This is a genomic window from Citrobacter sp. CF971 (assembly GCF_006385635.1).
Classification (GTDB): domain Bacteria; phylum Pseudomonadota; class Gammaproteobacteria; order Enterobacterales; family Enterobacteriaceae; genus Citrobacter; species Citrobacter freundii.
The window spans coordinates 1795494-1817799 of record NZ_CP041051.1; the positions used below are offsets into that span (position 1 = coordinate 1795494).

At 52.4% G+C, this 22306-nt stretch carries 18 protein-coding genes; 9 read left to right on the top strand and 9 right to left on the bottom strand.

The features are described 5' to 3' along the window. Positions 1 to 117 precede the first annotated feature (117 nt). Positions 118 to 1320: a nicotinate phosphoribosyltransferase gene (pncB, locus tag E6P06_RS11980; RefSeq protein ID WP_139935267.1), complete on the bottom strand. Its 1203-nt coding sequence runs from the start codon at positions 1318 to 1320 to the stop codon at positions 118 to 120. A gap of 266 nt (positions 1321 to 1586) precedes the next feature. Between pncB and pepN the strand changes: the two genes are divergently transcribed. Continuing rightward, on the top strand, positions 1587 to 4199 hold the full coding sequence (pepN, locus tag E6P06_RS11985) for an aminopeptidase N (protein ID WP_003035838.1): 2613 nt from the start codon (positions 1587 to 1589) through the stop codon (positions 4197 to 4199). A 71-nt stretch (positions 4200 to 4270) separates the two neighbouring features. Here pepN and ssuB read toward each other — a convergent pair whose 3' ends face one another. Genes ssuB through ssuE form a run of 5 tightly spaced genes read right to left on the bottom strand, consistent with a single transcriptional unit; the run spans position 4271 to position 8521 of the window. Further along, the gene (ssuB, locus tag E6P06_RS11990; protein WP_003035840.1) at positions 4271 to 5038 is read right to left on the bottom strand and encodes an aliphatic sulfonates ABC transporter ATP-binding protein; all 768 of its coding nucleotides are present in this window, start codon (positions 5036 to 5038) and stop codon (positions 4271 to 4273) included. Then, a complete protein-coding gene (ssuC, locus tag E6P06_RS11995; RefSeq protein WP_003035843.1) occupies positions 5035 to 5826 on the bottom strand; it encodes an aliphatic sulfonate ABC transporter permease SsuC in 792 nt (263 codons plus the stop codon). Before ssuC ends, ssuB begins: the two co-directional genes overlap by 4 nt. Before the next feature lie 10 nt (positions 5827 to 5836). Continuing rightward, positions 5837 to 6982 (bottom strand): FMNH2-dependent alkanesulfonate monooxygenase, encoded by a 1146-nt coding sequence (gene ssuD / locus E6P06_RS12000; RefSeq protein WP_087879483.1) that lies wholly within the window; start codon positions 6980 to 6982, stop codon positions 5837 to 5839. Continuing rightward, positions 6979 to 7953 carry a sulfonate ABC transporter substrate-binding protein gene (locus E6P06_RS12005; protein ID WP_139935268.1) on the bottom strand — a complete coding sequence of 325 codons (975 nt, stop codon included), beginning with the start codon at positions 7951 to 7953 and terminating at the stop codon, positions 6979 to 6981. The genes ssuD and E6P06_RS12005 overlap by 4 nt, the downstream gene beginning before the upstream one ends. Then, the gene (gene ssuE / locus E6P06_RS12010) at positions 7946 to 8521 is read right to left on the bottom strand and encodes an NADPH-dependent FMN reductase (protein ID WP_139935269.1); all 576 of its coding nucleotides are present in this window, start codon (positions 8519 to 8521) and stop codon (positions 7946 to 7948) included. The genes E6P06_RS12005 and ssuE overlap by 8 nt, the downstream gene beginning before the upstream one ends. A gap of 367 nt (positions 8522 to 8888) precedes the next feature. On the opposite strand from ssuE, the gene pyrD reads away from it, so the two are divergent. Next, entirely contained in the window at positions 8889 to 9899 is a 1011-nt protein-coding gene (gene pyrD / locus E6P06_RS12015; protein ID WP_139935270.1) for a quinone-dependent dihydroorotate dehydrogenase, read from the top strand. Between the two features lie 165 nt (positions 9900 to 10064). After that, entirely contained in the window at positions 10065 to 10607 is a 543-nt protein-coding gene (gene zapC, locus E6P06_RS12020; protein WP_003035852.1) for a cell division protein ZapC, read from the top strand. On the opposite strand, the gene E6P06_RS12025 is transcribed toward zapC, so the two are convergent. Next, positions 10604 to 11710 carry a YcbX family protein gene (locus E6P06_RS12025; protein ID WP_071667290.1) on the bottom strand — a complete coding sequence of 369 codons (1107 nt, stop codon included), beginning with the start codon at positions 11708 to 11710 and terminating at the stop codon, positions 10604 to 10606. The two genes, zapC and E6P06_RS12025, sit on opposite strands and share 4 nt — an antisense overlap. 98 nt (positions 11711 to 11808) lie before the next feature. Between E6P06_RS12025 and rlmKL the strand changes: the two genes are divergently transcribed. From rlmKL to rmf, 6 genes are all read left to right on the top strand, one after another. Next, positions 11809 to 13917, top strand: coding sequence for a bifunctional 23S rRNA (guanine(2069)-N(7))-methyltransferase RlmK/23S rRNA (guanine(2445)-N(2))-methyltransferase RlmL (gene rlmKL, locus E6P06_RS12030; RefSeq protein WP_003831977.1), 2109 nt, complete (start codon positions 11809 to 11811; stop codon positions 13915 to 13917). A 12-nt stretch (positions 13918 to 13929) separates the two neighbouring features. Continuing rightward, entirely contained in the window at positions 13930 to 15837 is a 1908-nt protein-coding gene (locus tag E6P06_RS12035; RefSeq protein ID WP_003836846.1) for an ABC transporter ATP-binding protein, read from the top strand. A 14-nt stretch (positions 15838 to 15851) separates the two neighbouring features. Continuing rightward, the gene (gene pqiA, locus E6P06_RS12040; RefSeq protein WP_139935271.1) at positions 15852 to 17105 is read left to right on the top strand and encodes a membrane integrity-associated transporter subunit PqiA; all 1254 of its coding nucleotides are present in this window, start codon (positions 15852 to 15854) and stop codon (positions 17103 to 17105) included. 4 nt (positions 17106 to 17109) lie between these two features. Further along, a complete protein-coding gene (pqiB, locus tag E6P06_RS12045) occupies positions 17110 to 18750 on the top strand; it encodes an intermembrane transport protein PqiB (protein ID WP_139935272.1) in 1641 nt (546 codons plus the stop codon). Further along, on the top strand, positions 18747 to 19310 hold the full coding sequence (gene pqiC / locus E6P06_RS12050) for a membrane integrity-associated transporter subunit PqiC (RefSeq protein WP_003035868.1): 564 nt from the start codon (positions 18747 to 18749) through the stop codon (positions 19308 to 19310). The genes pqiB and pqiC overlap by 4 nt, the downstream gene beginning before the upstream one ends. Positions 19311 to 19566: 256 nt before the next feature. Further along, a complete protein-coding gene (gene rmf, locus E6P06_RS12055) occupies positions 19567 to 19734 on the top strand; it encodes a ribosome modulation factor (protein WP_003035871.1) in 168 nt (55 codons plus the stop codon). A 107-nt stretch (positions 19735 to 19841) separates the two neighbouring features. On the opposite strand, the gene fabA is transcribed toward rmf, so the two are convergent. Both fabA and E6P06_RS12065 read right to left on the bottom strand, forming a co-directional pair. Further along, positions 19842 to 20360 (bottom strand): bifunctional 3-hydroxydecanoyl-ACP dehydratase/trans-2-decenoyl-ACP isomerase, encoded by a 519-nt coding sequence (gene fabA / locus E6P06_RS12060; protein ID WP_003035875.1) that lies wholly within the window; start codon positions 20358 to 20360, stop codon positions 19842 to 19844. Positions 20361 to 20428: 68 nt separating this feature from the next. Continuing rightward, on the bottom strand, positions 20429 to 22189 hold the full coding sequence (locus E6P06_RS12065; protein ID WP_003035878.1) for a Lon protease family protein: 1761 nt from the start codon (positions 22187 to 22189) through the stop codon (positions 20429 to 20431). Positions 22190 to 22306 lie beyond the last annotated feature (117 nt).

Below are 22306 nucleotides of genomic sequence, written 5' to 3' on the forward strand. Positions count from 1 at the left end.
TGGGGGGGATACCTATGTTACCTGGCATCTGCAATCAGACAAGCAGAATTCGTAGCTGGAGTGAAAGATTTCGGAAATAAACGCGAATAAGGGAGCCAAAATGGCTCCCTGGAAGGATTAACTGGCTTTTTTAATATGCGGGAGATCGAAGGCTTTGCGCAGTGCACGAACAAATGCTTTATCGTGGCAGATGGTTTTACCCGGGCTGTCAGATAACTTCGCCACTGGTTTGCCGTTACATTCCACCAGCTTAATTACGATATTAAGCGGCTTAACCTGTGGAATGTCGCATGTTAGCCGTGTCCCAATACCAAAACTCAACTGTACGCGGGAAGAGAAGTGGCGGTAGAGTTCAATCGCTTTTTTCAGATCGAGGTTATCTGAAAAGACCAGCGTTTTGCTCAGCGGATCAATACCCAGTTTTTCATAATGGGCGATGGCTTTTTCACCCCATTCCACCGGATCGCCTGAGTCATGGCGTAATCCCTGGTAGCGGGTCGCAAACTCAACGCCAAAGTCGCGTAAAAATGCGTCCATGGTGATGCAATCGGTCAATGCAATGCCGAGTTGATCAGGATACTCATTTAACCAGGCGGCCAGGGCTACACGTTGGCTGGTGGCTAGTTCAGGACTGATTTGCTGATGAGCCTGGAACCACTCATGCGCCTGCGTACCCATTGGGGTTAATGACAGACGGCGGGCCAGATCGTAGTTACTGGTGCCGACAAACCAGGGCTCTTGCTGCAGGCGTTTAACGATAGCCTGCTGTACTTCGCACGAAAAACGACGACGCGTACCGAAATCCATCAAATGGAAGCGGGACATATCGACATCTTTCGTTAAAGCAGAGAATTCTACTAGTTTGCTTTCCAGCTCATCGAGTGCCTGCGGGACGCCTGATTCAGGTGAGCGGTAACGGTGTACCAGTTCGCTAATCACCGCTAACAGCGGGACTTCCCACATGATCACTTCACGCCACGGACCGGTTAAGCGGATGTTTAGCTTACCGTTATCATTGGTGACGCAAACCTGTTCCGGGTTATAGCGGAAATCACGTAACCAGGTGAGGTAATCAGCTTTAAAGAAAGGCAGGCCGGAGAGCCACTGGTACTCATCCTCCTGCAGTCGCAGGTGCTGCATAGCATTCACCTGCTCACGAATAGAATCGGCATAAATACCGAGCAGGTCATCGCCACGGCAACGAAATTCAGCCGCTACTTGTACGTCATAGTAGTGGTGAAAAACGGCTTGCTGCATATGCAACTTATAAGCGTCTGTATCCAGCAGCGAGTGCAGAACAGGAGAAGCGAATTGTGTCATAGGTGCGCAGTAGCATCCTCTCACGGGAGCGTTTAGTACAATAAACAACTAAGAAAACCGCTGGAGTATACCCTGTTTAGCGATTTATTGAACCCCGATCACACCATAAGCTCTCTTTCTGGTCGAGGGCAATTCGTGCCACGTGTTATAAAAATGTAGCAAAAAGGGTGTTTGTGCCTGAAAAGATGAACATTCTGCGTAGCGCGATTTACGCAACAGGAATAGACTGAAGCCGAGACTCTATTAAAGATGCTAAAGGTTTTTTTATGACACAACAGCCACAAGCCAAATACCGTCACGACTATCGTGCGCCGGATTACCAGATTACTGATATTGATTTGACCTTTGACCTGGATGCTGAAAAAACCGTGGTCACCGCAGTGAGCCAGGTTGTCCGTCATGGCGCGTCCGACGCGCCCCTGCGCCTGAATGGCGAAGATCTGACCCTGGTGTCGATCCACGTAAACGACGAGCTGTGGACAGAGTATAGAGAAGAAGAGGGCGCTCTGGTCATCAATCAACTGCCGGAACGTTTTACGCTGCGTATCGTGAATGAAATTAGCCCAGCGGCGAATACCGCGCTGGAAGGGCTGTACAAGTCAGGCGATGCGCTGTGTACCCAGTGCGAAGCAGAAGGTTTCCGCCATATTACCTGGTATCTTGATCGCCCGGACGTGCTGGCGCGTTTTACTACCAAAATAATCGCCGATAAAACGCAATATCCGTTCCTGCTCTCCAACGGTAACCGCGTGGCGCAGGGTGAACTGGAAAATGGTCGTCACTGGGTACAGTGGCAGGATCCATTCCCGAAACCGTGCTATTTATTTGCGCTGGTGGCCGGTGATTTTGACGTCCTGCGCGATACTTTTACTACCCGCTCAGGGCGTGAAGTGGCACTGGAACTGTACGTCGATCGCGGTAACCTGGACCGCGCGCCATGGGCGATGACCTCGCTGAAAAACTCCATGAAATGGGATGAAGAGCGCTTTGGCCTCGAGTATGACCTCGACATCTATATGATTGTCGCTGTGGATTTCTTCAACATGGGCGCGATGGAGAATAAAGGTCTGAACATCTTTAACTCCAAATACGTGCTGGCGCGTACCGATACCGCCACCGACAAAGATTACCTCGATATTGAGCGCGTCATCGGTCACGAATATTTCCATAACTGGACCGGCAACCGCGTGACCTGTCGCGACTGGTTCCAGTTGAGCCTGAAAGAGGGTTTAACTGTGTTCCGCGATCAGGAGTTCAGTTCCGATCTCGGTTCACGTGCGGTAAACCGCATCAGCAATGTGCGTACCATGCGCGGCCTGCAGTTTGCTGAGGACGCCAGCCCGATGGCGCATCCTATCCGCCCGGATATGGTCATCGAAATGAACAACTTCTATACCCTGACCGTGTACGAGAAGGGTGCGGAAGTGATTCGTATGATCCACACCCTGCTGGGTGAGGCTAACTTCCAGAAAGGGATGCAGCTGTACTTTGAGCGTCACGACGGTAGCGCTGCAACCTGTGATGATTTTGTGCAGGCGATGGAAGATGCGTCTAACGTTGATCTCTCCCATTTCCGCCGCTGGTACAGTCAGTCCGGTACGCCGATTCTGACCGTGCGTGATGACTATAACCCATCAACTGAACAGTACACGCTGACCATTAGCCAGCGCACGCCGGCCACGCCGGATCAGGCTGAAAAACAACCGCTGCATATTCCATTCGCTCTCGAGTTGTATGACAACGAAGGGAAAGTGATCCCGCTACAAAAAGGCGGGCACCCGGTGAATTCCGTACTCAACGTCACCCAGGCAGAGCAGACGTTTGTCTTTGATAACGTCTACTTCCAGCCGGTTCCGGCGCTGCTGTGCGAATTCTCCGCGCCGGTAAAACTGGAATATAAATGGAGCGATCAGCAACTGACTTTCCTGATGCGTCACGCGCGTAATGATTTCTCTCGTTGGGACGCGGCGCAAAGCCTGCTGGCGACCTACATTAAGCTCAACGTTGCCCGCCATCAGCAGGGACAGCCGCTGTCGCTGCCGGTACACGTGGCCGATGCATTCCGCGCAGTTTTGCTGGATGAGAAAATCGATCCGGCGCTGGCGGCAGAGATCCTGACGCTGCCTTCAGTAAATGAAATTGCCGAACTGTTCGACATCATTGATCCGGTGGCGATAACCGAAGTACGCGAAGCGTTAACCCGCACGTTGGCGGCCGAACTGGCGGATGAATTCCTCGCCATCTATAACGCTAATCATCTTGATGAGTACCGCGTTGAGCATGCCGATATTGGCAAGCGTACGCTGCGTAACGCCTGCCTGCGATTCCTGGCCTTTGGCGAAACCCATCTGGCTGACACGCTGGTAAGCAAGCAGTACCGTGAAGCGAACAATATGACCGATGCGCTGGCGGCGCTATCCGCGGCAGTCGCTGCGCAGCTTCCTTGTCGTGACGCGTTGATGCAGGAGTATGACAATAAGTGGCACCATGACGGTCTGGTGATGGATAAATGGTTTATCCTGCAATCCACCAGCCCGGCTAGAAACGTACTGGAAACGGTACGCGGCCTGTTGAAGCATCGCTCTTTTAGCATGAGTAACCCAAACCGCATCCGTTCTCTGATCGGTGCCTTCGCGGGCAGCAACCCGGCAGCATTCCATGCGGAAGATGGTAGCGGTTATCAGTTCCTGGTTGACATGCTGACTGAGCTCAACAGCCGTAACCCGCAGGTGGCGTCACGCCTGATTGAGCCGCTGATTCGCTTAAAACGTTATGATGCAAAACGTCAGGCGAAGATGCGTGCGGCGCTGGAACAGCTGAAAGGTCTGGAGAATCTGTCAGGCGATCTGTTCGAAAAGATCTCTAAAGCGTTAGCCTGATAATATTGCCGGATGGGTCCGGCCTACCATTCACGCGTAGGCCGGATAAGCGGTAGCGCCATCCGGCATTTTTAACCTTGCTTGCGTAGCTGAACTTCATTGTCGCCACGCTGCATCACCCGGTTCAACACCTCGGCTTCCAGTTCTGTCAAACGCACGGAACCAATCCGGCGAGGTCGTGCAATATCCACCGTTAAATCCAGCCCGATTTTTCCGTCCTCAATCAGCAAAACGCGATCGGCCATTGCTACCGCTTCGCTGACGTCATGGGTGACCAACAGTACGGTAAAGCCGTGCTCTTGCCATAAAGAGACGATCAGCTCCTGCATTTCAAGGCGGGTTAAGGCATCCAGTGCGCCGAGGGGTTCATCCAGCAGCAGCAGACCAGGGCGATGAATTAATGCCCGGGCCAGGGCCACGCGCTGTTTTTGTCCGCCAGAAAGCGCTGCGGGCCACTCCTGAGCACGATTCTCCAGTCCAACGGCGGCCAGCGCATCTCGGGCCGCATTGTGCCAGTGACCTTTCAGACCCAGACCGACGTTATCGATAACCGTCTTCCATGGTAGCAGACGCGCATCCTGAAACATCATACGCGTATCATCCTGAATTTCCGCCAGTGGGGTGGTTCCGGCAAGTAATGCGCCTGAGGTGGGCGACTCCAACCCTGCCAGCAGACGCAGCAACGTGCTTTTACCACCACCGCTGCGGCCAACCACGGCAACGAACTGCCCGGCCTGTATATGCAAATCTAACTGATTGAGCACCGTATTAGCGGCGTATTGTTTTGTCACGGCGCTCAGCAACAGCGGCGTACCCTGGTTCAAGCGAGCGGTATTCATACGGTAGCCTCCTTTATATGGTAAGCCGGGTGCCAGCGCAGCCAGACTCGCTCCAGCAATTGGGCGCTGACGTCGGCAAGTTTGCCGAGTAAGGCGTAGAGAATAATGGCCACCACGACCACATCGGTTTGCAGAAATTCGCGGGCGTTCATCGCCAGGTAGCCAATACCGGCATTGGCTGAAATGGTTTCTGCGACGATAAGCGTCAGCCACATCAGCCCGAGAGCGAAACGCACACCGACCATAATTGAGGGCAGGGCGCCAGGGAGGATGACATGAACAAACAGTGAAAAGCCGGACAACCCATAGCTACGCGCCATTTCTACCAGCCCACGATCGATATTACGGATCCCATGCCAGGTGTTGATGTAAATCGGGAACAGCGTGCCCAACGCAACGAGAAAGATCTTGGCGGATTCATCAATGCCGAACCACAAAATCACCAGCGGGATCAGCGCCAGATGCGGTACGTTACGCAGCATCTGCACCGAGGTATCCAGCAGGCGTTCTCCCCAACGCGAAAGACCGCTGATCAGTCCCAGCGTCAGGCCAATCGATCCACCGATGGAGAATCCGATCAGCGCGCGCCAGGAACTGATGGCCAGATGCTGCCAAAGCTCGCCGCTGGCGGAAAGCGTCCAGAAGGCTTCGATAACACCCTCCGGAGAGGGTAGTATGCGGTTGGACAGCCAGCCCATTGATGATGCGAGCTGCCAGAGCGCCACCAGACCTACCGGTAAAAACCAGGGCGCGAGGCGCAATAACCATCTGTTTTTCGTCGTTGCCATTAGCCGCTCCTTAGCTTTGTGCGACTTTGCGCGGGATGAATTCGTTTGCAACCGCTTCTCCTTGCTGTTGCAGGCGCTGCGGTTGCGGAATTTCTGGTATCGCGACATCCAGATGCGGGAACAGCAGCTCACCAACCTTGTACGCTTCTTCCAGATGCGGATAGCCGGACAGCACAAAGCTGTCGATGCCCAGCGCGGCATACTCGTTAATACGTGCTGCGACCGTAGGACCATCTCCAACCAGTGCGGTCCCTGCGCCACCGCGTACCAGTCCTACCCCTGCCCACAGGTTCGGGCTAATTTCCAGTTTGTCGCGTTTACCGTTGTGCAGTGCAGCCATTCGATGCTGACCAACCGAATCCGTTTTTGAGAAGGCGGCCTGGGCTTTGGCGATGGTGTCGTCATCCAGATGGGCTATCAGACGATCCGCTGCCTGCCATGCCTCGTGCGTTGTCTCTCGTACGATCACATGCAGACGAATACCGAAGCGGATCTTGCGCCCAAGCGCCGCTGCTTTGGCCCGCACCTGTTCAATCTTCGCTTTCACCTGTTCGGGCGGCTCGCCCCAGGTCAGGTAGAGATCAACCTGTTCTGCAGCAAGATCTTGTGCGACATCAGACGAGCCGCCGAAATAAAGCGGTGGTTGGGGTTGTTGTACGGGAGGGAAAAACAGCTTCGCGCCGCGAACGTGAATATGTTTGCCGTTGAAATCCACCGTTTCACCTTGCAGCAAGCGCCGCCAGACCTGAGTAAATTCAGCAGAGGCTTCATAGCGCTCGGTGTGATCGAGGAACACGCCGTCGCCTGCCAGCTCCTGTGGATCGCTGCCGGTCACCAGGTTAAATAACGCCCGGCCATTTGAGAGTCTGTCGAGCGTTGCAGCCTGACGTGCGGCAACCGTTGGCGAGGTAACGCTTGGACGCAGCGCGACCAGAAACTTTAATCGCTGGGTGACCGGGATCATCGAGGCGGCGACCAGCCAGGCATCTTCGCAAGAGCGACCAGTTGGAATCAGAACGCCGGTAAACCCAAGACGATCGGCCGTTTGCGCGATTTGTTGCAGATAACCGTGATCGACAGGGCGCGAACCCTCTTCCGTTCCAAGATAATGACCGTCACCATGGGTGGGTAAAAACCAAAACATGTTCAGACTCATAATTTTTCTCCTGCCTGCTGAGTGGGTTGCCAGATACGCTGGCGAATATCGATTTTTTTCGGCACCAGACGGTTGTCATAAAACAGATCGGCGGTTTGTTGTTGCAGGGCTGCAACAGAGGCGTTGACTGGCACAATGGTGGTTGGCGGACGGTGATCCAGATAAGACGCAATCACCGGTTCTGGCAGTCCCATGGTTTTGGCCAGCAGGGTAATACTTTGCTGGCGCTGGCTGAGGGTTAACGCATCGGCCTGGCTAAAGGTATCCAGTACGCCAAGAACAAATGCGCCATTTTTCTCGGCATAGGGACGGGCGGCGAGATAAAACGAACCGGTTTGCTTGAGGTCTGAGCCGTCTTTTAGCACACGTACATCACCTTGCAGTAACGCGGCGGAATAATAGGGGTCCCAGATAGCCCATGCATCAACGTTTCCTTGCTGAAAGGCTGCTCGCGCGTCGGCGGGAGTCAGATAGATCGGTTGAATATCGGTAAGTTTCAGTCCAGCCTGTTGCAGCGCCCGGAGCAGTAAATTGTGGGCGCTGGACCCTTTCTGGAAGGCGACTTTATGTCCTTTAAGCTGCGCTACGCTCTGGATCGGGCTATTTTTCGGCACCAGAATCACTTCGGCTTTCGGCTTGGGCGGCTCGACGCCCACGTAAACCAGATCGGCTCCGGCAGCCTGGGCGAAAATTGGCGGAATATCACCGGTGCTGCCGAGATCGATACTGCCGATGTTGAGCGCTTCCAGCATTTGCGGCCCAGCCGGGAATTCAATCCACGAGATTTTGGTCTGCGGGTAGCGTTTCTCCAGTAGCTGATGGCTTTTGGCCAGCACCATACTGACGCTTCCTTTCTGGTAACCAATACGCAAGGCATCGGGGGCCGATTCTGCGGCATGCCCCAGAGTTGACAGCGACAACAACCCACTCAGTGCCAGCCATGACGTGTGACGCTTGAGAAGATCAAGCATGGGCGGCACCTCGCAGGGTGTTCAGTTGAGGAAGTTGGACGTCGCGACGATGCAACGCCAGCCAGAAGGTATCAAGCGCACTGTCCAGACGCTGCTGAAGGTTGGGCGTAAACTGAGGTTTATGTTGATAATCAATTACCTGCGAATCATCGGCAAACACACCGTGCAGGATCTCCTGGGCCTTTAATGCGCTCAGTACCGGTTTCAGCGCGTAATCGACGGCAAGCAAATGCGCCACGCTGCCGCCGGTAGCCAACGGCAAAACTACTTTCCCTTCCAGCGCTCGCTCGGGGAGCAGATCGAGCAGGGTTTTCAGGGCGCCAGAGTAAGCGGCTTTATAGACCGGCGTGGCGACAATCAGCCCGTCTGCATCCTGCAATTGTTCGCTAAATGTCTTCAACGCCGGACTGTCGAAACGGGCATAGATCAGGTCTTCCGGGGCAAAGTTATGCAGGTTCCAGTGAAAGATTTCGACATCATGACCGTTTAGTTTTTCTCGAGCATATTCCAGTAACGCGCTGGAGCGAGAGGGAAAGCGTGGGCTTCCCGCCAGAGTAATGACGCGCATAATTTTAATCTCCCCTTATAACTAATTGTTTGCTTTTACTTAACATTGATAACAATTTATGCAGTCTGGCAGAGAGATTTTGTTTATCGAAATGATTTATACGGGATAGAAAAGTCGAAAAATAAATATACCCGTCATACTTCAAGTTGCATGTGCGTTGGCTTTCCTCGCTCACCCCAGTCACGTACTGGTGTACGTGACTGGGGATTTGCTGCGTCGCCGCCTTCCTGCAACTCGAATTATTTAGGGTGTAAAAAGCAGGGGCGAGGAAAACGATTGCTATTTATTGCCGCAGGTCAATTCCCTTTTTGCTCGCGATCGCACATAATACGCCCCCGGTTTGCACACCGGGAATCCAGGAGAGTTCATGTACTACCCCTTCGTTCGTAAAGCCCTTTTTCAGCTCGATCCAGAGCGCGCTCATGAATTGACATTCCAGCAATTACGTCGCATTACCGGCACACCGCTTGAAGCGCTTGTGCGCCAGAAAGTACCGGCAAAACCGGTTACCTGTATGGGGTTAACGTTTAAGAATCCGCTCGGGCTTGCTGCCGGACTGGATAAAGACGGGGAGTGCATTGATGCGCTCGGCGCGATGGGATTTGGTTCCATTGAGATTGGTACCGTGACGCCACGCCCTCAGCCGGGTAACGATAAACCGCGTCTGTTCCGTCTGGTCGATGCAGAAGGTTTGATCAACCGTATGGGGTTTAATAACCACGGGGTTGATAACCTGGTTGAGAATGTTAAAAAATCGCATTTTGACGGTATTCTGGGGATTAATATTGGTAAGAATAAAGATACCCCAGTAGAGAACGGCAAAGATGACTATCTGATTTGTATGGAAAAAGTCTATGCTTATGCGGGTTATATCGCGATTAATATCTCTTCACCGAATACGCCGGGATTACGTTCGCTGCAATACGGCGAGGCGCTAGACGATCTCCTGACGGCAATTAAAAATAAGCAAAATGATCTGCAAGCGATCCACCATAAATATGTTCCAGTGGCGGTAAAGATCGCGCCGGATCTTTCTGTGGAAGAACTGATCCAGGTTGCTGACAGTTTAGTTCGTCATAATATTGATGGCGTAATTGCGACTAACACCACGCTCGATCGTTCTCTCGTTCAAGGAATGAAAAATTGCGATCAAATGGGTGGCCTGAGCGGTCGACCGTTACAATTAAAAAGTACAGAAATTATTCGCCAGTTGTCTCAGGAATTAAAAGGCCAGCTGCCGATTATTGGTGTTGGTGGTATCGACTCGGTGATTGCTGCACGTGAGAAAATAGCTGCTGGTGCAACCCTCGTACAGATTTATTCGGGCTTTATTTTTAAAGGTCCGCCGTTGATAAAAGAAATCGTCAGCAATATCTGAATGCTACCTTAATCACAAACCAGGGCTTTATTTCTAGCCCTGGTTGTTTTATATTCCTTTACTGTTGCTTATTTAAACATTCTGAGCTTTTATTATTAGGGCAATAAACGAAGCGGCAAAAGGATACTGTCGTAACGGTGATGATTAAGGAAAGGAGAGAAACTGATGCGAATTAAACCCGACGATAACTGGCGCTGGTATTATGATGAAGAGCATGATCGTATGATGCTCGATTTAGCCAATGGCATGTTATTCCGCTCGCGTTTTGCTCGTAAAATGCTCACTCCTGATGCATTTTCTCCGTCAGGTTTTTGTGTTGATGACGCCGCGCTTTATTTTTCCTTTGAAGAAAAATGTCGCTACCTGGATTTAGCCAAAGAACAAAAAGCGGAACTGGTGCTCAATGCGCTGGTGGCGATTCGTTATCTCAAACCGCAAATGCCGAAAAGCTGGCACTTTGTTGCGCACGGTATTAACTGGTCGCCGGTCGTGGGTGACGCTGCCTGTGTTGATTTAAGCGATACCGATGAACAGGTAAACCTGTTAGTGGTTGAGCCGGGTGAAAACGCCGCGCTTTGTCTGCTTGCGCAACCTGGTGTGGTTATCGCCGGGCGCACGATGCAGCTTGGCGATGCGATTAAAATAATGAATGACAGACTGAAACCGCAAGCAGTAGTTGACAGTTTCAGCCTTGAGCAGGCGGTTTAGCTCTCCAGCCTGATTGCCGTTTTGGGAATACAGCTGCAGCACAGAATCGTTCCGTCGTCCCCTATCGCTGATTTCTTCAACGGGCTAACTTCGCCATCTACCAGTCGAATTCGACAGCATCCGCAAATGCCTGCCCGGCATGAATAGGGAACCCGGATACCCTGGTTTTCCAGCTGCTCAAGCAATACCTGCTGATTATTTCCGCGAAAGGTCTGTCCCTGCCAGTCAATCAGCACCGTGGCATCAGGCTGCTGCTCGGCGACGGTATCATCAGATTCCGCCGCGCCGTACGCTCTGGCGGGGCCGGTTGCCAAAATCTCTACCTCATCGCCGACGCGAATAACGCCACTGTTGCGTGCGATAAGATTCTGGCCGAAATCGACATCGCCGTTATCTACCGCAGTACGGAAGGTTTGCAGTGTTGCGAGAGGTTCGCCGGATGGATGTTTCTGGCCTTTTTCCGGGCTAACGGTAGTGAAAATACAGCGGCTACAGGGTTTTGCAACATCAAAAATGACGTCGCCAATACGAATCACTTTCCAGGTATCTTCTTCCCAGGCGCCAGCTCCCGAAACCACCAGATTGGGGCGGAACTGTTCCATTTTGACGCTTGCCGGACAGCGCTGTTGCACATCGCGCAGGGATGCTTCGTTGGCCAGCAGATAGGGATAACCATCAGCGAAGGATAAAGGAACATCAACATGTCGTTTTACACGGCGCGTCAGCTGCGGACCGACCCAGCGTAGCTGCACGTCACGGGAGAAAAAACTGCTAAGCCACTGGTTAATAGCCACTGGCGCAATGCGCGCGGTAAAATGATTTCCCCATACTTCAGTTGGCGCATCCTGGGTGGCGAAGTCGGCAAATCGTACGAGCGCACTGCTGCCGTCTGGAGCCGTAAGATGCAGCCCATCGTGGAATGGGGAAGGCGTAAAACGGACCATTTGTGGGAACTGGCGGGCGGTTATGAACGTTCCGTCAGGTTCAGTGATCATAAATATGCGATCAAAGGCGAGACCGCTAATATCTGCCAGGGCATGCGTAAGCCCAATGCCGCGCATTGATTTAACCGGATGAATAAAAAGCCGGGTTAACGTGACCACTGTACAGCCCCTCGAATGAAAATAAGCCTTCAACTTTATGACATACAGCCCATATTAGCTATAATGCGCAGCAATTTTCTCGGAGTAAAAGTGACATTATGAATTCTCTGTTTGCCAGTACGGCCCGCGGGCTGGAAGAGCTGTTAAAAACTGAACTGGAAAACCTCGGCGCGCTGGAGTGTCAGGTCGTTCAGGGTGGGGTCCATTTTAAGGGCGACACGCGGCTTGTTTACCAGAGCCTGATGTGGAGTCGCCTGGCCTCGCGCATTATCCTGCCGATGGGAGAGTGCAAGGTCTACAGCGATCTTGATCTGTACCTCGGCGTTCAGGCAATCGACTGGACAGAGATATTTAACCCTGGTGCTACGTTTGCCGTTCATTTTAGCGGCCTGAACGAAACCATTCGTAACAGTCAGTACGGCGCGCTAAAGGTCAAGGATGCGATTGTCGATGCATTTACCCGTAAAAATATGCCGCGTCCGAATGTGGATCGTGAATCTCCGGATTTGCGCATCAACGTCTGGTTGAACAAAGATACCGCCAGCATTGCGCTCGATCTGAGCGGTGATGGTTTGCACCAGCGTGGCTATCGCGATCGCGCGGGTCAGGCACCGATTAAAGAAACGCTGGCCGCCGCTATTGTTATGCGTTCTGGCTGGCAACCGGGAACCCCATTACTCGATCCGATGTGTGGTTCCGGCACACTGCTGATTGAAGCGGCGATGTGGGCAACCGATCGCGCGCCGGGCCTGCACCGCGGGTACTGGGGCTTCAGCGGTTGGGCGCAGCACGACGAAGCCGTCTGGCAAGAAGTTAAAGCCGAAGCGCAGGTGCGTGCGCGTAAGGGACTGGCTGACTATACCTCGCATTTTTATGGATCCGACAGCGATGCGCGCGTGATTGAAAAAGCGCGCAGTAACGCTCGCCGCGCCGGTATCGCCGATCTGATGACGTTTGACGTTAAAGATGTCGCCAAACTGAGCAATCCGTTGCCGAAAGGACCGTATGGGACAGTTATCAGTAACCCGCCTTACGGCGAACGTCTGGATAGCGAACCGGCGCTGATTGCCCTGCACAGCTTGCTGGGCCGTACGATGAAAAACCAGTTTGGCGGCTGGAATTTGTCGCTGTTCAGCGCCTCTCCGGATCTGCTCAGCAGCCTGCAATTACGTGCCGACAAGCAGTTCAAGGCGAAAAACGGCCCGCTGGATTGTGTGCAGAAAAACTATCACGTTGCAGAGACCACCGCGGACAGCAAGCCTGCCACGGTCGCGGAAGATTATGCTAACCGCCTGCGCAAGAACATCAAGAAACTGGAAAAATGGGCGCGTCAGGAAGGCATTGAATGTTATCGCCTGTATGACGCTGATCTGCCGGAATACAACGTTGCTGTGGATCGTTACGGTGACTGGGTCGTGGTTCAGGAATATGCTCCACCGAAGACAGTTGATGCGCAAAAAGCGCGTCAACGCCTGTTTGACATTATTGCCGCAACGCTGTCAGTACTGGAAATCGCGCCCAATAAACTGGTGCTGAAAACCCGTGAACGCCAGAAAGGCAAGAATCAGTATCAGAAGATGAATGAGAAGGGTGAATTCATTGAGGTAAGCGAGTACAACGCGCGCCTGTGGGTGAACCTGACTGACTACCTTGATACGGGTTTATTCCTCGATCACCGTATTGCGCGCCGTATGCTGGGGCAGATGAGTAAAGGTAAGGACTTCCTTAACCTGTTCTCCTACACCGGCAGCGCCAGCGTACATGCAGGATTGGGCGGTGCGCGTAGCACCACGACGGTTGATATGTCGCGTACCTATCTGGAATGGGCGGAACGCAACCTGCGTCTGAACGGCCTGAGCGGTCGCGCTCACCGTTTAATTCAGGCCGATTGCCTGGGCTGGTTGCGTGATGCCAATGAACAGTTTGATCTGATTTTCATCGATCCACCGACGTTCTCTAACTCAAAACGTATGGAAGACTCGTTTGATGTGCAGCGCGATCATCTGGCGCTGATGAAAGATCTGAAACGTCTGCTGCGTAAAGACGGCACGATCATGTTCTCCAACAACAAACGTGGGTTCCGTATGGATCTCGACGGTTTGGCTGAACTGGGATTGAAAGCACAAGAAATCACCCAAAAAACGCTTTCCCAGGACTTTGCCCGTAACCGTCAGATCCACAATTGCTGGCTGATTACCGCAGCCTGAAAGGAAAATTAAATGTCATTAATCAGTATGCATGGTGCATGGCTGTCGTTCAGCGATGCCCCGCTTCTTGATAATGCTGAACTGCATATCGAAGATAACGAGCGGGTCTGTCTGGTTGGCCGTAATGGCGCGGGCAAATCGACGCTGATGAAGATCCTGAACCGTGAACAGGGTCTTGACGATGGGCGTATTATTTATGAGCAGGATCTGGTTGTGGCGCGTCTGCAGCAGGATCCGCCGCGCAACGTGCAGGGTAGCGTCTACGATTTTGTCGCCGAAGGGATTGCAGAACAGGCGGTTTACCTCAAGCGTTATCACGATATCTCGCATCTGGTGATCGCCGATCCGAGTGATAAAAACCTCCAGGAACTGGCGAAGGTTCAGGAACAGCTGGATCACCACAATCTGTGGCAGCTGGAAAACCGTATTAATGAAGTACTGGAACAGCTTGGCCTGGAAGCAGACATGGAACTGGCATCGCTTTCCGGCGGCTGGCTACGTAAGGCGGCGCTGGGCCGCGCGTTAGTGAGCAACCCGCGCGTGCTGCTGTTGGATGAACCGACGAACCACCTGGATATTGAAACCATCGACTGGCTGGAAGGGTTCCTGAAAACCTTCAATGGGACAATTATTTTCATTTCCCATGACCGTTCATTTATCCGCAATATGGCGACGCGTATTGTCGATCTTGACCGCGGCAAGCTGGTGACCTATCCGGGGAGTTACGATCAGTATCTGCTGGATAAAGAAGAAGCGTTGCGCGTAGAAGAGTTACAAAACGCGGAATTTGACCGCAAGTTGGCGCAGGAAGAAGTCTGGATCCGTCAGGGTATCAAAGCGCGTCGTACGCGTAACGAAGGTCGCGTGCGCGCACTGAAAGCCATGCGTCGCGAGCGTGGCGAACGTCGCGAAGTAATGGGCACAGCGAAGATGCAAGTCGAAGAGGCTAGCCGTTCAGGCAAGATTGTTTTCGAAATGGAGAATGTGGATTACCAGGTTGACGGAAAGCAGCTGGTGAAAGATTTCTCCGCGCAGGTGCAGCGTAGCGACAAGATCGCGCTAATCGGACCTAACGGCTGCGGCAAAACAACGCTGCTGAAGTTGATGTTAGGTCAGCTTCAGGCTGACAGCGGACGCATTCACGTCGGTACCAAGCTGGAAGTGGCCTATTTCGATCAGCACCGCGCCGAACTGGATCCCGATAAAACCGTGATGGACAACCTGGCTGAAGGTAAGCAAGAGGTGATGGTTAACGGTAAACCTCGCCATGTGCTGGGTTACCTGCAGGACTTCCTGTTCCATCCGAAACGTGCGATGACGCCAGTACGTGCGCTCTCTGGCGGGGAACGTAATCGCCTGTTATTGGCGCGTTTGTTCCTGAAACCCAGCAATCTGTTGATTCTCGATGAACCAACGAACGATCTTGACGTCGAAACGCTGGAACTGCTCGAAGAGTTGATTGATAGCTACCAGGGCACCGTGCTGCTGGTGAGCCACGACCGTCAGTTTGTCGATAATACCGTGACCGAATGCTGGATCTTCGAAGGCGGCGGTAAAATTGGTCGTTATGTCGGCGGTTATCATGATGCGCGCAGTCAGCAATCGCAGTATGTGGCGTTTAAGCAGCCAGTTGCGAAAAAAACAGAGGAGCCAGCCGCTCCTAAAGCAGAAATTGTCAAACGCGGCACCAGCAAACTAAGCTATAAACTGCAGCGCGAACTGGAGCAGCTCCCCGCGTTGCTTGAAGAACTGGAAGCTAAGCTGGAAGCCTTACAGGCTCAGGTTGCTGACGCCGCGTTTTTCAGTCAGCCTCACGAGCAAACGCAACAGGTGTTAGCTAATTTGAACGAAGCGGAACAAGAACTTGAGCAAGCCTTTGAGCGCTGGGAGTATCTTGAGTCTTTGAAGAATGGCGCATAATTAAAGGAGCACCTATGTGCGAACATCACCATGCCGCGAAGCATATTTTGTGCTCGCAGTGTGACATGCTGGTGGCGTTACCTCGCCTTGAGCATGGTCAGAAAGCGGCATGTCCACGATGTGGCACTACGTTAACCGTTGAGTGGGACGCGCCCCGGCAGCGTCCCACTGCCTATGTTTTAGCCGCACTATTTATGCTGCTGCTGTCAAACCTCTTTCCCTTTGTGAATATGAACGTCGCAGGGGTGAGTAGTGAAGTGACGTTGCTGCAAATTCCCAGCGTGCTCTTTTCTGAAGATTACGCCAGTCTCGGCACCTTCTTTATCTTATTCGTTCAGCTAGTTCCGGCCTTTTGCCTGCTGACGATCCTGCTACTGGTAAACCGGGTTCAGATGCCCGAGCGGCTTAAAGCATGGCTGGCGCGCATTTTGTTTCAGTTAAAAAGCTGGGGAATGGCAGAAATCTTCATCGCCGGCGTGCTGGTGAGCTTTGTTAAGCTAATGGCCTACGGCGATATCGGCGTGGGCAGCAGCTTTATTCCGTGGTGCTTCTTTTGCGTTTTACAGTTGCGTGCATTTCAGTGCGTTGACCGTCGCTGGCTATGGGATGATATTGCGCCAATGCCTGTCATAAAGCAGGCCTTAAAACCTGGCGTGCCTGGTATTCGACAGGGACTGCGTTCCTGCTCTTGCTGCACTGCAATACTTCCCGCTGATGAAAGGGTGTGCCCACGCTGTCAGACGAAAGGCTATGTGCGGCGTAAAAACAGTCTGCAATGGACGTTGGCATTACTGTTTACGTCAATCATGCTTTATCTTCCTGCCAATATTTTGCCGATTATGATTACCGATTTGCTCGGGTCAAAGCTGCCGTCAACCATACTTGAGGGGGTGGTTTTAATCTGGAGCGAAGGCTCGTATCCGGTGGCTGCGGTTATCTTTATCGCCAGTATTATGGTGCCGACGTTGAAAATGATCGCCATTGCCTGGCTATGCTGGGACGCCAAGGGGCACGGCAAGCGCGACAGTGAACGGATGCATTTAATTTATGAGGTCGTGGAATTTGTCGGTCGCTGGTCAATGATCGACGTCTTTGTGATTGCGGTACTCTCTGCGCTGGTGCGCATGGGAGGGTTAATGAACATTTATCCTGCAATGGGTGCTTTGATGTTTGCTTTAGTCGTCATTATGACAATGTTTTCTGCGATGACATTTGATCCGCGTCTGTCGTGGGATCGTGAACCAGAACCAGGCCATGAGGAGTCCTGACAGCATGGAATCTAAAAGTGGGGAAGCCAAAGTGCAAAAGGTAAAAAACTGGTCGCCCGTGTGGATATTTCCTATCGTCACTGCACTCATTGGCGCGTGGGTTCTGTTTTATCACTACAGTCATCAGGGGCCACAGGTCACGCTTATTACCACCAATGCCGAAGGTATTGAAGGGGGCAAAACGACGATTAAGAGCCGCAGTGTGGACGTCGGCATCGTTGAGAGCGCAACCCTGACGGATGATCTGACCCATGTGGAGATTAGAGCGCGTCTTAACTCCGGAATGGAAAAGCTGCTGCATAAAGATTCTGTCTTTTGGGTGGTGAAGCCGCAGGTTGGACGTGAAGGTATAAGTGGGCTCGGCACGCTATTGTCCGGGGCTTATATTGAACTGCAGCCTGGCAATAAAGGCAGTAAGCTGGAAAATTACCAACTGCTGGATTCACCGCCACTGGCCCCGCCAGATGCAAAAGGGATCCGTGTGATTCTGGACAGCAAAAAAGCCGGTCAGTTGAGTCCGGGCGATCCGGTGCTTTTTCGCGGCTATCGTGTAGGTTCGGTTGAAACCAGCACATTTGATGCGCAAAAGCGTACGATCAGCTATCAGCTTTTCATTAATGCGCCTAACGATCGTCTGGTGACCAGTAATGTGCGTTTCTGGAAAGACAGCGGGATCGCCGTAGATCTTACCTCAGCAGGTATGCGCGTAGAAATGGGTTCGCTCTCCACGCTGTTTGGCGGTGGTGTAAGTTTTGATGTGCCAGAAGGTTTAGAGCAGGGCGAGCCGGTCGCACAACAGTCAGCGTTTAATCTTTATGACGATCAAAAAAGTATTCAGGATTCACTGTATACCGATCATATCGATTATCTGATGTTCTTTAAAGATTCGATTCGTGGCCTGCAGCCTGGTGCGCCGCTGGAATTCCGTGGCATCCGCTTGGGTACGGTGAGTAAAGTACCTTTCTTCTCACCGAATATGCGCCAGGTGTTCAACAATGATTACCGCATTCCGGTGCTGGTACGCATCGAACCAGAACGTCTGAAGGCGCAGCTGGGCGAAGATACTGATGTTGGTGCTCATCTGGCGGAATTGCTTAAACGCGGATTACGGGCATCGCTCAAAACCGGGAACCTGGTGACCGGCGCGCTGTATGTCGATCTCGACTTCTACCCGAAAGAGCCGCCGATTACTGGTGTGCGTGAATTTAATGGTTATCAAATTATTCCGACCGTGAGCGGTGGTCTGGCGCAGATCCAACAGCGTCTGATGGAAGCGTTGGATAAGATAAATAATCTGCCGCTGAACCCGATGATTGAGCAGGCAACCAATACGCTGTCGGAAAGCCAGCGCACGATGAAGCATCTGCAAACCACGCTGGATAACATGAACAAGATCACGTCCAGCCAGTCGATGCAGGATCTTCCGGCGGATATGCAGAATACGCTGCGTGAACTAAATCGTAGCATGCAGGGCTTCCAGCCTGGTTCCGCGGCCTACAACAAGATGGTGGCAGATATGCAGCGTCTTGATCAGGTGCTACGTGAACTGCAACCGGTACTGAAAACGCTGAACGATAAGAGTAATGCGCTGGTATTTGAAGCGAAGGACAAAAAAGATCCAGAGCCGAAGAGGGCGAAACAATGAAAAAGTGGCTAGTGGTGATGATGGCGGTCTGGCTGACGTCATGCAGCTCCAGCGGAGAGAATAAAAGCTATTACCAGCTCCCTATCGCACAAGGCGGTGTGCAGAGCTCCGCCAATCAGGGAAACCGTCTGCTGTGGGTTGAACAGATTGCGGTACCTGATTATCTGGCCGGTAATGGGGTGGTTTACCAGACCAGCGATGTGCAATATGTTATAGCCAATAATAATCTCTGGGCCAGCCCATTAGATCAGCAATTGCGCAATACGCTGGTTGCTAACCTCAGCATGCAGTTGCCTGGCTGGGTTGTTGCTTCGCAGCCGCTGGGAAGCACTCAGGACACGCTGAACGTCACCGTAACCGGCTTCCACGGTCGTTACGATGGTAAGGTTATCGTGAGTGGAGAATGGTTGCTGAATCATCAGGGACAACTGATCAAACGTCCATTCCACATCGAAGCTGTACAGACTAAAGACGGCTACGATGAGATGGTGAAGGTTCTTGCTAACGCCTGGAGTCAGGAAGCGACGGCTATTGCTCAAGAGCTGAAACGCATCCCATAAGCTTAAATAATTGTAAATTATGCCGCCCCTGGCTCACCGCCCGGGGCGGTTTTTTTTATTTTTTTAGCCGTGGAGATAGCTGTTCTGACTGACTATTTTTGTACAAATGATTTAGAGGCTAGCTCACAAATATGACACTGGCGTGAATTTTGCGCATTGACGAGCCTAATGTTTAGGGGTATTCGTTTAGTGTGATTGCACACTTAGCAATCACTGTTTTCTTTTCCACCAGACCAAAAAATGAGGGAAACGAGGCATGAAGAGACAAAAACGAGATCGCCTGGAACGGGCACATCAACGTGGATATCAGGCCGGCATTGCCGGACGCTCAAAAGAAATGTGTCCCTATCAGACGCTGAATCAGAGGTCATACTGGCTGGGAGGCTGGCGAGAAGCCATGGGGGATAGGGTTTTAATGGCCTGATTCTGTCTCTTTAGATAAAAGAAACCTCCGCAGAGCGGAGGTTTCGCCTTTTTGCACACCAGATAAAACGGAGAAACGTTAATGTCTGGCTGCTACGCAGTCCTGGATTAGAACGCGGAAGTGTCCTGGAACAGACCCACTTTCAGATCGTTTGCGGTGTAGATCAAACGACCATCAACCAGCACTTCACCATCAGCCAGGCCCATGATCAGGCGACGGTTAACGATACGTTTGAAGTGAATGCGGTAAGTGACTTTCTTCGCAGTCGGCAGAACCTGGCCGGTGAATTTAACTTCACCTACGCCCAGCGCACGGCCTTTACCTTCGCCGCCCAGCCAGCCGAGATAGAATCCAACCAGCTGCCACATGGCGTCGAGACCCAGGCAGCCCGGCATCACCGGATCGCCGATAAAGTGACAACCGAAGAACCACAGGTCTGGGTTGATATCCAGTTCAGCTTCAACATAACCTTTGTCAAAGTTGCCACCGGTTTCGGTCATCTTGATGACACGGTCCATCATCAGCATGCTTGGTGCTGGCAGTTGTGGCCCTTTTGCGCCAAACAGTTCACCGCGACCAGAGGCAAGAAGGTCTTCTTTCGTATAGGATTCGCGTTTATCTACCATGTTCTCTGTAAGCCTTATTTTATTGAAGCACGCAGGATAGCTAACACGTGTACGCTGAACAAGTCCGATCAGTTCGGAATAATCCAGTTCAGCCAACGTAGCGGCCATGGAAAACGGTGACGACCTTCCTGTTGCGTAGCCGTGGCAATACGTTCCTGAATGGTTTGCATCAGCGTTGTCTGGCCTTCGCCATCCCACACCAGATTTAACAATAGTGGCAGCGCATCAGTTACGTCGTCCACCGCCCAGATAGTGAATTTTTCTTCTTCTATGGCCTGTAGCAGCGCGGGATGCAGGCTGAGGTGTCTGACGTTAGCCGAAGGAATGATAACGCCCTGCGTGCCCGTCAGCTCACGCTGCTGGCAGATGGCGAAGAAACCTTCAATTTTCTCATTCAGACCACCGACAGGTTGCGCCCGACCAAACTGATCGACAGAACCGGTAATGGCGATACTTTGATTAACAGGCACGTCGGCGAGGGCGCTGATCAATGCGCACAGTTCTGCCATAGACGCGCTGTCACCGTCCACTTCGCTGTAAGATTGCTCAAAGGTCAGCGAGGCAGAGAAGGGGATTTGCTGCTCAAGCTGGAGTTCCGACATCAGGAACGCCTGCATAATCATCATACCCTTGGCATGAATATTTCCGCCGAGCTCGGCTTTGCGCTCAATGTCCGTAAACTCGCCGTCGCCAATATGCACAACGCAACTGATACGAGAAGGCTCGCCAAATGCGCGTGGGTGGCCTGGAAACTCAATCACCGACAAGGCGTTGATCTGGCCAATACGCTCGCCTTCTGTCTCGATAAGGATCTGCTCTTGCAGAATTTCGTCCTGCATGCGTTCGGCCAGGAATCCCTCACGCCATTCGCGCTGAGCCAGCATCAGGCTGAACTGCTCAGCGTTGCAGGTTTCGCTCTCGCATAACGGGGCCACCTCTTTGAACTGTCTGGTGATCCACAGCGGGTTAAGCGGCAATGTATCCTGTTCACCGGTATAGCGAACGGCTTCACGGATCAAAACCTGCCAGGCATCAGGAGCGGGGTAAGGCAAATTATTGCGCATGGCAGTATGCGTGACCCACTGACACCACTGCGTCATGGTTTCGGCATCCACGATCTGCAGATTATCTTCAAACTCGCTGTAAATGGCCTGTTCAGCCAACTCTGGTTCCATGTCCTGGAAATCCGCCAGCGATTCACGCTCGCCCACCAAAATCACTTTCAGTTTAAGCGGCATAGGCGGAACAGAGACAGGCAGCGGGCGAGACTCATCAAAAGCCACCCAATCAAAACGCTCGTGGCTGACAATGGCTTTCAGACGCATCCACAACAGAGGTTGGGCCAACAGCGTGCGCAATGAGATAACCAGCACACCCCCATTGGCCTGATGTACCAGACCTGGCTGCAGCGTAATTTCGCCATTGAACTGACGTAGACAGCCAAACAGTTGTTCAGCTTCGGCCCAGTCAGCGCTGACCACCTGCGTCAACGTCGCAAAATTGTCTTCCGCTTTTTCAGCTGTACGATAACGAATAGTGTGACCGGAGATGTCGTAATGACCGCCAGTCAGGCTTCCTGCATCCGTGTGCAAGGGACGTGCAGCCTTTGCAATAAGGTTGAGATACTCAAGCTCCTCCGGTGCTTTCACCAACATGAACGAGGATGTTGTCCAGTGCTGAAGAAGCTGCTCTAGCGCGAATTGTAAACGTGGCTGAGTATCACTAAGTAAGGTGTCGGTGTCGTCAGTGACGTGCGGCTGTGCAAATACTTCCTGATAACTGTCGGTATCAGGAACCAGATCACGCCATGCAAGTTTCGTAATGGTCAAAGTTGATGTTTTTTAGTCTGTTGTAAAAAACGAGATTATACCGTAACCCTCACCACTAAACACCTGGAAAGCGCCGCGAAACGGTTGTGATGACGCGCGGCAGTTCACAGGCTGGAT

Coding starts and splice junctions, on each gene's coding strand:
- pncB (WP_139935267.1), bottom strand. CDS start 1,320: ATGACACAATTCGCTTCTCCTGTTCTGCACTCGCTGCTGGATACAGAC.
- pepN (WP_003035838.1), top strand. CDS start 1,587: ATGACACAACAGCCACAAGCCAAATACCGTCACGACTATCGTGCGCCG.
- ssuB (WP_003035840.1), bottom strand. CDS start 5,038: ATGAATACCGCTCGCTTGAACCAGGGTACGCCGCTGTTGCTGAGCGCC.
- ssuC (WP_003035843.1), bottom strand. CDS start 5,826: ATGGCAACGACGAAAAACAGATGGTTATTGCGCCTCGCGCCCTGGTTT.
- ssuD (WP_087879483.1), bottom strand. CDS start 6,982: ATGAGTCTGAACATGTTTTGGTTTTTACCCACCCATGGTGACGGTCAT.
- E6P06_RS12005 (WP_139935268.1), bottom strand. CDS start 7,953: ATGCTTGATCTTCTCAAGCGTCACACGTCATGGCTGGCACTGAGTGGG.
- ssuE (WP_139935269.1), bottom strand. CDS start 8,521: ATGCGCGTCATTACTCTGGCGGGAAGCCCACGCTTTCCCTCTCGCTCC.
- pyrD (WP_139935270.1), top strand. CDS start 8,889: ATGTACTACCCCTTCGTTCGTAAAGCCCTTTTTCAGCTCGATCCAGAG.
- zapC (WP_003035852.1), top strand. CDS start 10,065: ATGCGAATTAAACCCGACGATAACTGGCGCTGGTATTATGATGAAGAG.
- rlmKL (WP_003831977.1), top strand. CDS start 11,809: ATGAATTCTCTGTTTGCCAGTACGGCCCGCGGGCTGGAAGAGCTGTTA.
- E6P06_RS12035 (WP_003836846.1), top strand. CDS start 13,930: ATGTCATTAATCAGTATGCATGGTGCATGGCTGTCGTTCAGCGATGCC.
- pqiA (WP_139935271.1), top strand. CDS start 15,852: ATGTGCGAACATCACCATGCCGCGAAGCATATTTTGTGCTCGCAGTGT.
- pqiB (WP_139935272.1), top strand. CDS start 17,110: ATGGAATCTAAAAGTGGGGAAGCCAAAGTGCAAAAGGTAAAAAACTGG.
- pqiC (WP_003035868.1), top strand. CDS start 18,747: ATGAAAAAGTGGCTAGTGGTGATGATGGCGGTCTGGCTGACGTCATGC.
- rmf (WP_003035871.1), top strand. CDS start 19,567: ATGAAGAGACAAAAACGAGATCGCCTGGAACGGGCACATCAACGTGGA.
- fabA (WP_003035875.1), bottom strand. CDS start 20,360: ATGGTAGATAAACGCGAATCCTATACGAAAGAAGACCTTCTTGCCTCT.